Genomic DNA, 14,798 nt, shown 5'->3' on the forward strand with positions numbered 1-14,798 from the left:
GGATGGCCTTCGAAACGAAGCAGCGATTATAAGTGTTTATTTCTTTATAATTCTGTTTGTTTCAAATTATCCAGGCATTATTGGTATACGCGCGACACGGACGCGGATTGCCTGGTGCGGCCCGATTCAGAAAATGGGTTGTTCATTCGCTCGAAGCGAAAGGTGCCTGGCCTTGACGCAGGCGGCCAAGCCAGCCGGGGATGTAGGCGACCTGTCTTACCGTGACGGCGCGCGTCTAGCGTCCCTTGCGGCCGCCCTTGCGATTGCCGTCCAGCTTGGCCACCAGCATGCCAGCGGGGTCGGCCGCCTGGCACAGGCGTTCCAGCGCCGACAGGCCGTCCAGGTAGGTCATGAACTGGCGCAGGTATTCCGGCGACAGCGTGCGCATCAGCGACAGCGAACGGTGGACGATATTGCCGGAGTTCAGCGGGCCGGCGTTTTCGCCGGGCAACTGCTGCAGGGACTCCTGCACCTGCTTGTCGGTGCGCAGGTGCTCCCAGATGGCGCGGAAGTCATCCAGGGCGGGGAGTTCGGGGTAGGGGTCGCGCGGAGCCGGGGCGTCGGCCCTGTCTTGCGGGCCGATGCGGGGACGCTCGACGAGGTAGGCCGTCAACGCGGACAGGGTGTGTCCGTCCACGGCCGCGTCGTCCTGGCGGGGGCTGCTGTGTGGATGCGCGGCCGCGATGGGATCCTCGGCCTGGGCGGACGCCGCGCCGTCCTCGGCGGGAAGGCTGTGGTGGGCCACCGTATCCCCGCCTTCCGCGGTGGCTGCTGAACGCGGCGCGGCCGGTGCGCTGACGGCGTCTGCGTTCGCCAGTTGCGCATACGCGGCAAGCAATGCGGCCAAGCGTTCGTCCAGCACGCGCCGCGCGGCACCGGCGTAGCCCTGGGCGCGTTGCGCCAGCACTTCGATCAGCCGGAAACGCACCGGGTCGACGTGGTCCAGGCCGCTTTCGCGCCAGGCGTGCAGCGTGGCCTGGACGTCGGTCATGGGGCCTTCGCGGCAGGCGTGGGTTCGGAGGCGGCCGCGTTGCTCGCGGCGCCTGCCTGCGAGGCGGCAGGCGTCTTCGCGGCCGGCGGCGGCGCTGCCTGCGGCACCTGTGCCGCCTGCGCGGGCGCCGCCTCGGGCTTGCGCACCGGCGCGATCTCGACGCGGCGGTTCTTCGCGCGGCCCTCGGCATCGTCGTTCGACGCGGCCGGTTGCTCGGAGCCGAACGCGGCCGAGAAGATGGACGAGGCGGGTACGCCTTCCTCGATCAGCACGCGGGTGACGGTCAGCGCGCGCTGCGCCGACAGTTCCCAGTTGTCCGCGAAGCGCCGGTTGTTGTCGTGGATGGGGCGGTCGTCGGTGAAGCCGCTGACCATGAGCATCTCGTCGCGGTCGCGCAGATAGGTGCTCAGGGGCGCGGACAGGCTGCGCAGCAGGTCGCGGCCCTCGGGCTGCAACTGCGCGGAGTTCAGCGCAAACAGCACGTTGCCGTTGATGCCGATGCGGCCGTTGACCAGGGTGACGCGGCCGGCGGCCACGGGGCCGGCCAGCGCGCTCTCCAGGGCCTCGCGGCGCTGGGTTTCGGCCTGGCCCTGCCTGACGGCTTCATCCAGCTTGCTGGAGGCGTCCTGCAGCCTGGCGGTCAGGTCCAGCTGCATGCCGACCACGCCGACCAGGATCAGCACGAACGCGCCCAGCAGCACCGACATCAGGTCGCCGAACACGGCCCATATGGGCGCCGTGGACTCCAGGTCGGTGTCGAGCTCGTCTCTCATTGCGCCGCCGCCGCGTCGGTCGGGGCTTCCTGGCGGGCGGCCAGTTGGCGCAGGTCTTCGATGATCTGCTTCTGCGACAGCACGCTCAGGTCGACCACCTCGCGGGCCTGGGCCACGTAGTAGGCCAGCTGTTCATCGCTGCGCGCCATGGCACGGTCCAGCGCGCTCTCGATGCCCTGCAGGCGCGCGGTCAGTTGCTCGCTGGACTGGCCGAACGACTGCACGGCGGCGCCGAAGGCCTCGCCCAGGCTGGCCATCTCGACGGCGCTGCCGGTGACTTGCGCGGCGGCGTCGGCCAGCCTGCCCGTCTCGGCGCCGACCTGCTCGGTCATGCGCGCACCCGTGCGATCCATCAGCTCGCCGGCGCTGGTGACCAGCGCGTCCACGGCGGCGCGCTGCTCGGTGCCCGCGTGGGTCAGGTCGCCCAGCAGGGTATCCAGCGTCTGCAGCAGGCGGGCGCGTTCTTCCAGCATGGCGTTGTCGCGCGCGGTGGCGTCGGACAGGCTGCGGCGCAGTTCGTCGATGGCGTCCGCGGCGGCCTTGGGCGCCTGCGCCGCCGCTTCCACCAGGCGGGCCACTTCGTTGACGGTATCGCGGGCGTGCGCCTGGGTCTGCTCGGCCAGGTCTCGCGCGGTGTGGGTCAGGGACTCGCCCAGGGCCTGGTGGCGCTGTTCAGCCTGCGCGCCCAGCTGCGACCACTCGCCGCGCAGGTCGGCGGCCACGGCGCCCAGCGCATCGGTCCAGGCTTGCAGGCGTTGCTCGTCCTGCGAGGTCAGCGTGGTCTGCAGCGCGGCGTGCGATTGGTCGACATTGCGCATGAGGCCGTCCAGGCGCGACTCGAAACCGCTGGTGAAGGTTTCCAACGTGTCGCGCAGGCCGCCGGCCAGGGCTTCGCCGGCCTGGCGCTGGCGCGCCAGCGCCTCGTCCCACTGATTGGCCACGGCGGTGGCGGCGCTGTCCAGGCGGGCGGCGATGCCGTCGACCTGCTGCTGCGCCGATTGCCCGATGGCTTCGTGCAGCGTGGCGGTCTCGCGCGCCAGGGCCTGCATGGTGGCCTCGACGGCCGGCTGGATGGCCGTGCCGGCCGCGCGCACCGTGGCGGCGGCGGTCTCCTGCACGGCCTGCTCCATGGCCTGCGACAGGCGCTCGCTGGCCGCGTTGTGCGCCTGCAGGGTCTGATCCAGCGTGCTGGCGTGCGCTTGCAGCGCCTGATCCAGCGTGTCGGTCAGGCGGCCGCCGGTCGCGGCGCTTTCCTGCAGGGATTGCTCGAGCGTGCGGGCATGGGCCTGCAAGGCCTGGTCCACGGACTGTGCCACGCGATCGCCGGCGGCCGCGCTGGCTTGCAGGGCTTCGTCCAGCGCGCTGCGGTGCGATTGGAGGGCCTGGTCGACGGTGCCGGCGTGGGCCTTGAGGGCTTCGTCCAGGATGTCGGCCAGGCGGTCCCCATTGGATGCGGTCTTCTGCAGCGAGGCGTCCAGCGTTTCGGTGTGGGCAAGCAGGGTACGGTCCACGGTGGCGGCGTGTGACTTCAGCGCTTCGTCCAGGATGTCGGCCAGGCGGTCGCCGGTGGCGGCGGTCTTCTGCAGCGAGGCGTCCAGCGTTTCGGTGTGGGCAAGCAGGGTACGGTCCACGGTGGCGGCGTGTGACTTCAGCGCTTCGTCCAGGACTTCGGCCAGGCGGTCGCCGGTCGACGCGTTCTTTTGCAGCGCCGTATCCAAGGTTTGCGTGTGGGCAAGCAGTGTGCGGTCCACGGTGGCGGCATGCGACTTCAGCGCTTCGTCCAGGACCTCGGCCAGGCGGTCGCCGGTGGCGGCGTTCTTCTGCAGCGAGGCGTCCAGGGTTTCGGTATGGGCCAGCAGTGCGCGGTCCACGGTGGCGGCGTGGGTCTTCAGCGCTTCGTCCAGGACCTCGGCCAGGCGGTCGCCGGTGGCGGCGTTCTTTTGCAGCGTGGTGTCCAGCGTCTGTGTATGTGCAGCCAGCGTGCGGTCCACGGTGGCCGCGTGGGCCTTCAGCGCCTCGTCCAGCACTTGCGTGAGACGGTCGCCCGTTGCGGCGTTGTCGCGCAGCGACCGGTCGACCGTCGCGGCGTGCGCGTGCAGGCGTTCGTCCATGCTGTCGGCCAGGCGATTGCCGGCGGCCACGTTGTCCTGCAAGGCCTGGTCCATGGCCTGGGCCAGGCGGCTGCCCGCCGCGGCATTCTCCAGGAGCGTCTTGTCCATGGACTGCATCAGGCGCTCGCTGGCGGCGTTGTTCTGCTGCATGGCGCGGTCCAGCGCCTGCACCAGGTCGCCGCCCGAGGCGGCGTGGCTTTGCAGCACCTGCTCGACGGCCTGGACCAGGCGGTCGTGCGCGGCGTCGGCGCGGGCCTGCGCGGCGTCCTGGCCCGCCGCGATGCGGTCCTGCAGGGCGCGGTTCTGCTGCGCCATGTCGGTGGCCAGGGCGTGCAGGCGGTCCAGCATGGCCGGCATGGCGTCGGCCTGCCGCTGCAGCAGCGTGACGACCTGCTCGCGCTGGTGCATGGGCGAATGCGCGCGCAGACTGGTGGCGATGCGCGCGTCCAGCGCCTGCGCGGCATGCATGCGTTCGCGGCGGCACAGCGCGGCCAGCAGGCCCAGCATGGCCGAAGTGGCCACGCCCGCCACCGAGGTGCCGAAGGCGAAGCCCAGGCCTTGCACGGGCGCGGCCAGCGAGGCGCGCATGGCTTGCAGGTCGGTGGCGCTTTGCAGCGCGGCCCCGGTGCCGCGCAGGGTCACGACCATGCCCAGGAAGGTGCCCAGCATGCCCAGCAGCACCAGCAGGCCCACCAGATAGGGCGTCAGCGACGGGGCGGGCAGGCCGACCCGCACGCCCTCGATGCGCAGGCGCACCGCATTGCGCAGGCTGGCGGGGAGCCGTGCGAGCCAGTCATCCAACCCGCCCTCGGGCGCGCCGTCGGACACGGCGCGTGCCAGCGAGCGGGTGGCCAGGTGATAGTGGCGCAGCTCCAGCGCGCCGGCCAGGTAGAACAGGCCGATCAGCAGCAGGACGGACAGGGCCAGCGGGTTGGCGCCGACGTAGCCGGCGCCGATCCAGCCCAGCACGGCCAGGCCGGCCAGGAAAACGATGGTGGGAACGAGATAGCGGGTCATTGCGTTCTTGTCAGCGGCCTTGCAGGGCGGCCAGCACCCCTTCGACCGGTTGTAGGCGAACATCCAGTTCGGCGAGCAATACCTGTTGCATGTGCGAGCGAAACGTCTCCAGCCAGGCGGGTGCCGATGGGGCGGCAGGCGACCCTGCGGCAGGCGCTCCTGCTGCGGGCGATGCTGCGTTGGGCGCCGCTGCGGCCGCCGTGCCATCCGTTGCCACGCCATCCACCGCCGCGGCCTCGGCAACCGCGCCGGCCTGGGCCGCCTGGCGCAACTGGTCGAAGTGCTTCTCCAGCATCCTGGGCACGGACGTCAGCAGCACGCGTTCGCGCGCGCCCAGCGAGCGCTCCATGATGGCGTCCACCAGCGCCAGGCTGGCGAAATCCGGCATACGGGCATCCGGCATACGGGCATCCGGCGTGCGCGCGGCCAGCATGCCGCGCAGGCGGCTGCGCAGGTTGCCGATGCCGGTTTCCATCGTCTGCTGCAAGGCCAGGTAGCGCTGGCGATAGACGGCGTATTCGGGTTCCGCGTCGGCGGAGGCCGCGGCCGGCGCCGACATGGCCACGGCCGGCCGGCGTGCGCCGGACGAACGGGTAGCGCAAGCGCGGGCCGGGGCGAACACGCCGTCGTGGACGATGGCGCTGGTCAGGTCGGCTCGCAGCCGGGCCACTTCGCGGGCCGGATCGTCGTCGTCGCGCGCCGTGGCCTTGACCACCGGGCGGCCTTCCCCCAAAACGGCGGACAGCGCGACCGCGTCGGTCCAGGTCAGCCATTGGCCGAGCCGGTCCGACAGGGGTTGTCCGGATTCGGGTACGTGGGTCGCGGTCAGGCGTGACAGCAGGCGTATGAACGCCGCTGCGCCAGACCCTGCGCGCCTGGCGGTCTGCTCCATGCCGTAAGGGTCAAAAGCCCAGCAGTTTACACAATGGCCGGCTGGGAACGGGCATGGCGGCGGCCTGGCGCGCAGCGCCTGGTAACAGCTGGTAGCAAGACGCCAGCCTCGCTGGTCGTCGGACCATCCAGCGGGCCTGGCGCGACGGCTCAGCGCGCGGCGTCCTCGGGCCAGCGCTGCGGTACCTTGCGCAACTTGGCCACGTCGTACCCCAGCGACTTCACGGTATCGACCAGCCGGTCGTAGTCCGCATCCGGCAGGGTCGGCGTGCGCGCCATGATCCACACGTAGTCCCGCTTGGAGCGCCCCACGATGGTCTGTCGGTAGTCCGGGTCCAGGTAGGCGATGACGTATTCGGCCTTGATGGGCCAGATGAACTGCATGCCCCAGATGGCATTGTTGGTGCCGGGCCGCACGGTTCCCACGGGATGCATGGTCTGCACGTCGGCCTGGTAACTGCCGTCGCGGTAGCGGAAGGTGGTGCGTATCCGGCCGTCCTCGTCCAGTTTGTAGGTTTCGATGGCGTTGTAGGCGTCGCGCTCCGGACGGCTGGGAATGTGGGCGATGACGTACCAGTCGCCCATGAAGCGTGGCAGGTCGACCTGGGCCACGGGCGGCATGGGCGTGGGCGACGAGCAGCCGCCCACCAGCCATGCGGTGAGCGCGGCGGCCAGGGATCGCTTGGGTGCTTGCATGAGAGCCTCCTTTATGCGGGACGTTCGAAGCGGTAGTGCGACACATGCCACTGCCGCCCCGCCTCGTAGCCGAACAGTTCGGCGCAGGCCATCCAGAAGATGCGCCAGCGCTGGTTCCACAGCGGCGCCAGCGCACGGCCGTAGGCGCGATTCAGCACGCGCAGCACCGCGTCGCGTTGCGCGTCCTGGTTCGCCAGCCAATGGTCGGCGGTGCGCTGGTAGTGCGTGCCGTCGACGGTCCAGCGCGACTCGATGCGCAGGTCGTCCTGGAACCACAGCAGCGTGTCGTCGGCCGGCATGATGCCGCCCGTGAAGAAGTGGCGTCCCAGCCAGTTGCCGGCCCCGTCGGTCTGGAACGGATACATCAGCTCGCGGTGCGTGAAGATGTGCACGAACAGCTTGCCGCCGGGACGCAGCCAGCCGCCGATGCGGCCCAGCAGCGTGCGGTAGTTGCGCATGTGCTCGAACATCTCGACCGACACGCAGCGGTCGTACGCGGCGGCGGGCAACTGCAGCGTGTTCACGTCGCAGGTGACCACGCGCACGTTGCGCAGGCCGCGCGCGTCGCACTGCGCTTCGATGTGGCCGCGCTGCCCCGCCGAGTTGGAGACGGCGGTGATGCGGGCGTTCGGATAGCGCTCGGCCATCCACAGCGTCAGGGAGCCCCAGCCACAGCCCAGCTCCAGGATGTCCTGGCCGTCTTGCAGCTGCGCCCGTTCGCCGTACAGCTCCAGCATGGCCAGTTCGGCCTCGGCCAGCGTCTCTCGGCCGGTGGCGTAGTAGCAGCTCGAATACTTCAGGCGCGGGCCCAGGCACAGCTGGAAGAACTCGGGCGGCAGTTCGTAGTGCTGCGTGTTGGCCGCGTCGACATGGATGGCCACGGGGCTGGCGCGCAGCGTGTCGATCAGCGCGCCGTAGCGGTGCGCTCGCTCGGCCGGCCCGCCCGCGTGCTCGTCGGCCAGGCGTTGCGCGCACATGCGGCGGATGCCCAGGCGCACCAGAGCATCGGGCAGCAGGCCCCGTTCGGCCAGGCCCAGCAGGCCGGGCGCGGGCAGGTCTGCGGGCAGTTCGTCGCGGTCGGGCATGGTCGCGGTGTGGGTCATGACGGCTCCCTGCGGGATGAGGATTTTGGAAACCACGGGAAGAACATGGACGTGGTGCGCTGGTAGTCGCGGTAGTCGTCGCCGCGGCTGCGCAGCGCCTGCTTCTCGGTGTAGGGGATGCCGCTGATCCAACGCAGGAACACGTACATCAGCACCGGCCCCGCCCAGCTGTAGGCGAAAAGCGGCGAACCCACGGCCAGCAGCACGTAGGCGAACCAGTGGATCCATTCGAAGAAGTAGTTGGGATGGCGCGAATAGCGCCACAGGCCGGCGCGGCAGGTGCGGCCCTCGTTGGCGTAGTCGTTGCGGAAGTCGTCGAGCTGGCGGTCGGCCAGGGATTCGCCCGCCACGGCCAGCGCCCAGACGGCCACCGCCGCGATCATCGCCATGGGAGGCGGGCCGTCGGTATTGGCCGCCACGGCGGTAAAGGGGATGGCGAACAGCACTACCAGGCCGGCCTGGAACAGGAAGAAGCCATAGAACTTGCCCTGGTGGCCTTGCCAGTGCTCGCGCAGCGCGCGATAGCGGCCGTCCTCGCCCAGCCACACACGGCGCCAGATGTGCCATGCCAGGCGCGCGGCCCACAGGCCGCCCAGCAGGGCCAGCAGCACGCGGGGCGCGACCGCGCCGGAGCCGGTCAGCGCCGTCAGCAGCGCGCCCAGGCCGACGCCCAGGGCCCAGACGGCGTCCACGATGCCGGCGTTGCGATGGCGGCGCTGCCAGGACCAGGCGGCGCTCATCGCCGCGGTCATCAACAGGGCCAGCAGACTGAGTTGAAGCAGGGGATTCATACTTGGACTACGCTTTCGGAAGTGAAAGGGATGTGAGCGGGCCTGCGGTACGGACGGGCCAGCAGGAATGCGTGGCGCCTCAAGGCGCCGTGGCCAGCTCCCGGCCGGTCCAGCGTGCCGCCGCGGGCCGCGCGCCGGGCCGCGTCAGCAGCAGGTGCGACACGCCGATGGAGCGTTCGCGGAAGCCGCCTTCGCAATAGGCCAGGTAGAACTCCCACAAGCGCGCGAAGCGCGCGTCGAAGCCCTGGGCGTGCACCTCGTCCAGCCGCGCCAGGAAACGTTCGCGCCACGCGGCCAGCGTGCGCGCGTACGAGTGGCCGAAGTCTTCCAGGTGCACCAGCGCCAGGTCGCAGCCGCGCGTCTTGGCGGACAGCATGGCCTCGATGGAGGGAATGAAGCTGCCCGGAAAGATGTGCCGCTTGATGAAGTCGACCGCCTTCACGGCCTGGCGATAACGGTGGTCCTCGATGGTGATGGCCTGGATCAGCGCGCTGCCCTCGGGCTTGAGCAGACTGGCCACCTTGGCGAAATAGCCTTCCAGGAAGTCGGCGCCCACGGCCTCGATCATCTCGATGGAGACCAGCTTGTCGTACTGGCCCTGCAGGTCGCGGTAGTCCTGCAGCAGCACGTCCACGCGGTCGGCCAGTCCGGCCTCGCGCACGCGCTGCGAGGCCAGCGCGTGCTGCTCGCGCGAGATGGTGGCGGTGGTGACGCGGCAGCCGTATTCGCGCGCGGCATGCAGGGCGAAGCCGCCCCAGCCGCTGCCGATCTCCACGACGTGCTGGCCTGGCCGCAGGTCCAGCTTGCGGCAGATGGCGTCCAGCTTGCGGCGCGAGGCGGCCTCCAGCGTGTCGTTCGCGTCGGTCCACAGCGCCGACGAATACATCAGATCGGGCGACAGGAACAGGCTGAAGAAGGGATTGCCCAGGTCATAATGCGCGGCGATGTTGCGGCGGCTGCCGTCGCGCGTGTTGCGCCGGCGGTTGTGCCAGACCTTCAGCGCCAGCCCGCCCACGCGGGCCAGTCCCGATTCCATGCCGTCCAGCAGGTCGCGGTTGCGCACCAGCAACTGCACCAGCGCGACCAGATCGTCGCACTGCCACAGGCCGTCGCCGTAGGCCTCGCCCGCGCCGACGCTGCCCTGCGCTGCCACGGCACGGTAGAAGCCCATGTCCAGCACGCGCAGGCGCAGTGCCGGCGTGCCGGGCTGGCCGACCTCGGCGTGGCCCAGCGGGTCGTCGATGACGAGCCGGCCGTGCGCCAGGCCGTCCAGGCTGCGCAGCAGCCGGCCGCGCAGCAGCCGGTCCAGCGCCGGCACGTGCGCCGGCTGGTTCAGCGCCACGTCCAGGGCGTGGCGTTCCGCGGAAGAGATCGGCTTCATGCGTGGTCTCCAGGAGGATGGTCGTGCACGGGCGTGCGCTTGAGCCAAAGCCGCAGCGCCTGCCAATGGATGGCGCCGATGACCTGCGCGGTCATCAGCGGATAGCGCCACAGCACGCGCGCCAGCGATGCGCCGTCCAGCGCACGCCGTTGCAGCGCCAGGTCGGCGTCGAATTCGGGATGGGCGCCGTGCAGCACTTTCATGTGCACGCGCAGTTCGTCGTCCGGCGCGGTGAAGCGCCAGTCGTAGCCGCGCTCCATCGCCATGAACGGCGAGACGTGAAAGCGCTTGTCGAAGCGCCAGCGCAGCGTGCGGCCCAGGCGCTCGGCGCGGTCCACGGGCAGCACGTAGGCGTGGCGTTCGCGCCAGGGCGTATTGGTGATGTCGGCGACGATGGTGTCCAGGGTCTGGCCATCGCCGGCGTAGCAGTAGTAGAAGGTGACGGGGTTGAAGACGTAGCCTGCGTAGCGCAGGTGCGCCAGCATGCGGATGGGCCCATGGGGCGCGTGACCGCGTTCGGCCGCGATGCGTTGCCGCACGGCGTCCGCGAGCGGCAGCCCGCCGGCGCCGTCCAGGTAGTCCGTGCGCCGCCATTCGGCCAGGTTGCGGCGATTCGCCGACCACAGCAGGCGGCGGTCGAACACCTGGTCCAGTTCGTCCAGGTCCAGGTACAGCTGCGCCATGCGGTACTGGAAGGCATGGTGCCGGGGACGATGGCGCGTATGCCGCACGCGGCCTTCGTAGACGGCGCTGTGCAGCGCGGTGCCTTCGTGCGGCGCACCAGGGCACGCATCCTCGGAACGGTGCATGGGTCTCATGCCGCCAGCCCCCGGGACACGTCCGGCATCGCCGTCCCGCGCAGCGCGCGGGACGCTTGCGCGGCCAGTCCGCCCGCCACGTCCATGGCGCTGCGCACCCCGTCTTCGTGGAAGCCCCAGCCCCAGTACGCGCCTGCGTACCAGGTGCGGGCGACACCCGAGATCTCCGGCTTGCGCGCCTGCGCGGCCACGCTGGCTTGCGTGTAGACGGGATGGTGGTACTGCATGCGCGCCAGGACGCGGCGCGGGTCCACGTCCTGGCCGCGGTTGAGCGTGACCACGAAGGGATCGGGCGATTGCAATCCCTGCAGCAGGTTCATGCAGTAACTGACGGTGCAAGGCTGCGCGGGATCGGCCGAGACGTGCGCATTCCAGGCCGCCCAGGCCTTGCGGTTGCGGGGCAGCAGCGCGGCGTCCGTGTGCAGGACCACATCGTTGCACTGGTACGGAATGGCGCCCAGGATCTCGCGCTCGGCCGCGCTGGGATCGGCCAGCAGCGCCAGAGCCTGGTCACTGTGGCAGGCCAGCACCACGTGATCATATGCATGCCGGCCGTCGCGCGACTGCACCATCGCGCAGTCCGGGTTGCGCCACACCGCGCTGACCGGGCAGTCCAGGCGCTCGCGCACCGTCCAGCGCTGCCGCATGGCGCGCACGTAGGCCGACGATCCGCCCTGCACCACGCGCCATTCGGGCCTGTCCGCCACCTGCAGCATCTGGTGGTTGGCCATGAACTGCACCAGGTAGCGCGCCGGGAACGCCAGAATGTCCGCGGGCGGCGAAGACCACAGCGCCGAGGCCATGGGAATCAGGTGCTCGTCGCGGAAGGCCGCGCCGTAGCGGTGCTCGCGCAGATAGTCGCCCAGCGCCGGGCCGGCCTCGTCGCCCTCCAGCAGGCGCGGGGCCTCGCGATAGAAGCGCAGCAGGTCGCGCACCATGCCCAGGAAGCGCGGCGACCACAGGTTGCGGCGCTGGCAGAACAGCGTGTCCAGGCTGGTGGCGTTGTATTCCAGGCCGGTGGCGGCGTTATGCACCGAGAAACTCATGGTGGTGGGCTGCGAGGCCACGCCCAGCTCGTCCAGCAGGCTGTTGAACAGCGGATAGTGCGCCGGGTTGTGCACGATGAAGCCGCTGTCCACCGCGTAGCGTCGCCCCGCCTGCTCGACCTCGTGGGTATGGGTATGGCCGCCGAAGTAGCTGCCGGCCTCGTAGAGTGTGACGCTGTGGCGCCGGGCCAGAAGCCACGCGCTGGCCAGTCCCGCGATGCCCGATCCGATGACGGCGATGCGCAGGGTCATTGGCGTGCCTTCGTGTTCCACGTTCCGGCGGGCCCCACGCGCTCCAGCACCCAGGCTGGCACGGGCTTCAGGTCCCACACCAGGCCCAGTGCGGCCAGCAACCGCAGGCCGTACCAGGTGATGTCGATCTCGCGCGCGCGAAAGCCCTGGCGCGCCGAGCCGGGATAGTAGTGATGGTTGTTGTGCCAGCCCTCGCCGAAGGTGATCAGCGCCAGCCACAGGTTGTTGCGGCTGTCGTCGCGGGTGTCGAAGCGGCGGCTGCCGTAGCGGTGCGCCAGCGAGTTGATGGTGACGGTGGCGTGGAACAGCACGATGGTCGAGACGAAGAAGCCCCACACCAGCATCTGCGGGCCGTCGGTGCCCAGGTCCGGGGCCACGCGTTCCAGCAGCGCGCCCAGGGCGTACAGCGCCACGCCCAGCGCGGCCGGCACGGCGGCGTCGTAGCGGTCCAGCCAGCGCAGCTCGGCATGGCCGCGCAGGTCCGGCACGCGCGACAAGTCGGTGCGGAAGGCGCGGCGCGTCAGGAACCAGCCCATGTGGCTGCGCAGGAAGCCCACCTGGCGGGGCGAATGCAGGTCCTGCTCCGAGTCCGCGTGGCGATGGTGATGGCGGTGATGCGCGGCCCACCACAGGGGGCCGCGTTGCGCGCACGAGGCGCCCAGCACCGCGAAGACGAACTGCGTCGCGCGCGAGGTGCGGAAGGTGCGATGCGAGAAATACCGGTGGTAGAAACCGGTCAGCGCGAACATGCGCACCGCGTACAGCAGCGCGGCCACGGCCAGCGCCACCGGCGACACGCCCACCCAGAGCACGCCCAGGCAGGCCACGTGCATCAGCACGAAGGGGACGGCGCGCGTCCAGTCGATGCGGTCGTCGCGCAGTTCCGCCGCGTCGCCACTTTCGGCCTGCGTGTCGAACCAGCGCACGATGGAGCGCAGCCAGCGCGCGCCGCGGGGCCGCGCAGCGGCCACGGCGGAAGGCGGGGAGGGCGACTCGGATTGGCTCAGCGGCATGACGCGTCCAGAAGAAGAGATTGTTTTTTCCGACATACGCGGGGCGATCCGTGACAGATGCTTGGGGTAAACCCTTATTTCGGTCCATCTGCGCAGCGCGGCACCAACGCCAGCGCGGCGGCGTCGTCCATGTCCTGGCGGGTGGGCGCGGCGGCGCGCAATTCATCCGGGAAATCGATGCGGACGTGCTGCGATCCCCCGTTGCCGTCGCGCAGGTTGCTGATGCCGACGAAGCGCAACAGGCGTCGATCCGCCGCGCGGTAGGTCAGCTCGAGAGTGGGCGCCGCGAAGCCATACCAGGCATCCAGCCGAAGGCGGAAAATCCGTACGGGCGTTGCGTCGGCCATGCCGTCCTCGGCGCGCAGCTTCAGCCGCAGGAAGGCATGCCGGCCCGGCACCAGGAAGTCGATCGTGCCGACCGTGCCCGCCTGCAGGCCGTCCCAGTGGGTACGCAGGTAATCGTCGAACCCCGCGTCGATCACGGGGTCGGCCGGACGTTGCAGCCGTAGGGATTCGCGCGGCGCCGCCGCGCTTGCGCGGGTATAGACCACGCCGTCGCGCGCGCCTTCCAGGTAGCCGTCGCGGCCATCCTCCAGCGCGAAGTCGGGCGCGGCGTCGCCGACGGCGCCGCGCACCCATTTGCGGGCGAAGGGCCGGCCGTCGGGGCAGAGGTACAGCACGAGGCGCATCTGGCGGCCATCCGCGCGCAGCACCCAGTGCGCCTCGCGGTAGGCTTGCCGGCCATCGTCGCCAAGGGCGATGCCCGAGTAGTGTTCAGCCGCGGGCGCCCGGCCCTGCGCGTGCACGGCGGAGGCGGCGCACAGCGCGGCGAGGAAAAGGCTACGAATCATGGCCATGGCATGGCGCTCCAGTGAAGTCGCTTGCCGCACGACATACGTTTGCGGGAACGCGCTGGATGCGCCCGGCCCGTCAGCGGGACACGGTGGGCGGAGTGTCCGGAGCGCCGCTGTCGCCCCGCGCAGGGGCTGGGACTGTCGACACGAAGCTGGCCAGGTCGTCCAGCACGGGGGCCCGCCACCGCAGCGGCCGCGCCAGGGCGCCCGCCAGCAGCCGGTGCCCCAGGCCGGGATAGCGCACCACCCGCACCGGCGCGCCGGCGGCCCGCAGCGCGGCCTCCAGGTGGCCGGTGTTGCGCACCGGATCGACCAGGGTGTCGTCCGTGCCCGTCATCAGCAGCGCGGGCGGCGCGGCCGCCGTGGCGTGCACGACGGGCTGCGAGTCCGGCGGGGTGTCGGGATGATGGAAGACGGGCCGCACGTCGCGCGTCTCGATGGGCAGGAAGTCGTAAGGGCCGGCCATGCCGATCCAGCCGGCCAGGGCGTCGGGCGAGGCCCCGTACGCGCCCAGCCAGCGCGCGTCCAGCGCGATCATGGCGGCGTTGTAGGCGCCCGCGCTGTGGCCCGCCACGTAGACGCGGCGCGGGTCGCCGCCGAGCTCGCCGGCATGGCGCAGCGTCCAGGCCACGGCCTGGGCGCTGTCCCGCAGGAATTCGGGATAGGACGCCTCGGGATAGAGCCGGTAATCGGCCAGCACGGCAACGATGCCGCGCGACGCCAGGGCATCGCCCACGAAGGCGTAGTCCTTGCGCGAGCCGCTGCGCCAGCTGCCGCCGTAGAAAAACACCACGACCGGCGCATGCGCGGCCGCGGGCGGCGCATACACGTCGAGGCGCTGCCGCGGCGCGTCTCCGTAGGCCACGTCGGGGGTGACGCGGCTCGCGCCTTCGGGCACCGCGCCATTGAGCAGGGTGAAGGGCGAGCAGGCCGACAGGGCCAGCAGCGCGCAGGCCAGCGCGCCGGGGACCAGCAGCCAGCGCGCCAGCGGGTATTGGGAGAACAGGGACATGGCGGACGTACGGATCAGGGGTCGACCCTGTGTCATACGGCCCCCGTGC

The 14,798-nt window shown here is 70.7% G+C and carries 13 protein-coding genes; all 13 read right to left on the reverse strand.

What is annotated here, in order from left to right; all coding sequences use genetic code 11:
- Positions 1-235: 235 nt before the first annotated feature.
- The gene (locus FS845_RS04230; protein ID WP_144630857.1) at positions 236-991 is read right to left on the reverse strand and encodes a DUF2894 domain-containing protein; all 756 of its coding nucleotides are present in this window, start codon (positions 989-991) and stop codon (positions 236-238) included.
- Positions 988-1,764: an OmpA family protein gene (locus tag FS845_RS04235; protein ID WP_144630858.1), complete on the reverse strand. Its 777-nt coding sequence runs from the start codon at positions 1,762-1,764 to the stop codon at positions 988-990. Before FS845_RS04235 ends, FS845_RS04230 begins: the two co-directional genes overlap by 4 nt.
- On the reverse strand, positions 1,761-4,892 hold the full coding sequence (locus tag FS845_RS04240) for a DUF802 domain-containing protein (RefSeq protein ID WP_186332148.1): 3,132 nt from the start codon (positions 4,890-4,892) through the stop codon (positions 1,761-1,763). The genes FS845_RS04235 and FS845_RS04240 overlap by 4 nt, the downstream gene beginning before the upstream one ends.
- A 10-nt stretch (positions 4,893-4,902) precedes the next feature.
- Positions 4,903-5,784 (reverse strand): DUF3348 domain-containing protein, encoded by an 882-nt coding sequence (locus FS845_RS04245; protein WP_144630860.1) that lies wholly within the window; start codon positions 5,782-5,784, stop codon positions 4,903-4,905.
- A 149-nt stretch (positions 5,785-5,933) separates the two neighbouring features.
- Positions 5,934-6,479, reverse strand: a complete 546-nt coding sequence (locus tag FS845_RS04250; RefSeq protein ID WP_260986140.1) for a lipocalin family protein — start codon at positions 6,477-6,479, stop codon at positions 5,934-5,936.
- A gap of 11 nt (positions 6,480-6,490) precedes the next feature.
- Positions 6,491-7,582 (reverse strand): SAM-dependent methyltransferase, encoded by a 1,092-nt coding sequence (locus tag FS845_RS04255; protein ID WP_144630861.1) that lies wholly within the window; start codon positions 7,580-7,582, stop codon positions 6,491-6,493.
- The gene (locus FS845_RS04260) at positions 7,579-8,373 is read right to left on the reverse strand and encodes a DUF1295 domain-containing protein (protein WP_144630862.1); all 795 of its coding nucleotides are present in this window, start codon (positions 8,371-8,373) and stop codon (positions 7,579-7,581) included. The genes FS845_RS04255 and FS845_RS04260 overlap by 4 nt, the downstream gene beginning before the upstream one ends.
- 79 nt (positions 8,374-8,452) lie before the next feature.
- Complete coding sequence (locus FS845_RS04265; protein WP_144630863.1) at positions 8,453-9,754, reverse strand: SAM-dependent methyltransferase; 1,302 nt, start codon at positions 9,752-9,754, stop codon at positions 8,453-8,455.
- On the reverse strand, positions 9,751-10,563 hold the full coding sequence (locus tag FS845_RS04270; RefSeq protein WP_144630864.1) for a DUF1365 domain-containing protein: 813 nt from the start codon (positions 10,561-10,563) through the stop codon (positions 9,751-9,753). The genes FS845_RS04265 and FS845_RS04270 overlap by 4 nt, the downstream gene beginning before the upstream one ends.
- Positions 10,564-10,568: 5 nt before the next feature.
- Positions 10,569-11,870, reverse strand: coding sequence for an NAD(P)/FAD-dependent oxidoreductase (locus FS845_RS04275; protein ID WP_313960312.1), 1,302 nt, complete (start codon positions 11,868-11,870; stop codon positions 10,569-10,571).
- Positions 11,867-12,883 carry an acyl-CoA desaturase gene (locus tag FS845_RS04280; protein ID WP_144630865.1) on the reverse strand — a complete coding sequence of 339 codons (1,017 nt, stop codon included), beginning with the start codon at positions 12,881-12,883 and terminating at the stop codon, positions 11,867-11,869. Before FS845_RS04280 ends, FS845_RS04275 begins: the two co-directional genes overlap by 4 nt.
- 74 nt (positions 12,884-12,957) lie before the next feature.
- Entirely contained in the window at positions 12,958-13,734 is a 777-nt protein-coding gene (locus FS845_RS04285; protein ID WP_144630866.1) for a hypothetical protein, read from the reverse strand.
- 79 nt (positions 13,735-13,813) lie between these two features.
- Positions 13,814-14,749, reverse strand: coding sequence for an alpha/beta hydrolase (locus FS845_RS04290; RefSeq protein WP_144630867.1), 936 nt, complete (start codon positions 14,747-14,749; stop codon positions 13,814-13,816).
- Positions 14,750-14,798 lie beyond the last annotated feature (49 nt).

This window comes from Bordetella genomosp. 13 (genome assembly GCF_007679965.1).
Taxonomy (GTDB): Bacteria; Pseudomonadota; Gammaproteobacteria; order Burkholderiales; family Burkholderiaceae_B; genus Bordetella.

Bases quoted from the DNA above. Each gene is read 5' to 3' on its own strand.
- FS845_RS04230 (WP_144630857.1), bottom strand. From the start codon at position 991: ATGACCGACGTCCAGGCCACGCTGCACGCCTGGCGCGAAAGCGGCCTG.
- FS845_RS04235 (WP_144630858.1), bottom strand. From the start codon at position 1,764: ATGAGAGACGAGCTCGACACCGACCTGGAGTCCACGGCGCCCATATGG.
- FS845_RS04240 (WP_186332148.1), bottom strand. From the start codon at position 4,892: ATGACCCGCTATCTCGTTCCCACCATCGTTTTCCTGGCCGGCCTGGCC.
- FS845_RS04245 (WP_144630860.1), bottom strand. From the start codon at position 5,784: ATGGAGCAGACCGCCAGGCGCGCAGGGTCTGGCGCAGCGGCGTTCATA.
- FS845_RS04250 (WP_260986140.1), bottom strand. From the start codon at position 6,479: ATGCAAGCACCCAAGCGATCCCTGGCCGCCGCGCTCACCGCATGGCTG.
- FS845_RS04255 (WP_144630861.1), bottom strand. From the start codon at position 7,582: ATGACCCACACCGCGACCATGCCCGACCGCGACGAACTGCCCGCAGAC.
- FS845_RS04260 (WP_144630862.1), bottom strand. From the start codon at position 8,373: ATGAATCCCCTGCTTCAACTCAGTCTGCTGGCCCTGTTGATGACCGCG.
- FS845_RS04265 (WP_144630863.1), bottom strand. From the start codon at position 9,754: ATGAAGCCGATCTCTTCCGCGGAACGCCACGCCCTGGACGTGGCGCTG.
- FS845_RS04270 (WP_144630864.1), bottom strand. From the start codon at position 10,563: ATGCACCGTTCCGAGGATGCGTGCCCTGGTGCGCCGCACGAAGGCACC.
- FS845_RS04275 (WP_313960312.1), bottom strand. From the start codon at position 11,870: ATGACCCTGCGCATCGCCGTCATCGGATCGGGCATCGCGGGACTGGCC.
- FS845_RS04280 (WP_144630865.1), bottom strand. From the start codon at position 12,883: ATGCCGCTGAGCCAATCCGAGTCGCCCTCCCCGCCTTCCGCCGTGGCC.
- FS845_RS04285 (WP_144630866.1), bottom strand. From the start codon at position 13,734: ATGATTCGTAGCCTTTTCCTCGCCGCGCTGTGCGCCGCCTCCGCCGTG.
- FS845_RS04290 (WP_144630867.1), bottom strand. From the start codon at position 14,749: ATGTCCCTGTTCTCCCAATACCCGCTGGCGCGCTGGCTGCTGGTCCCC.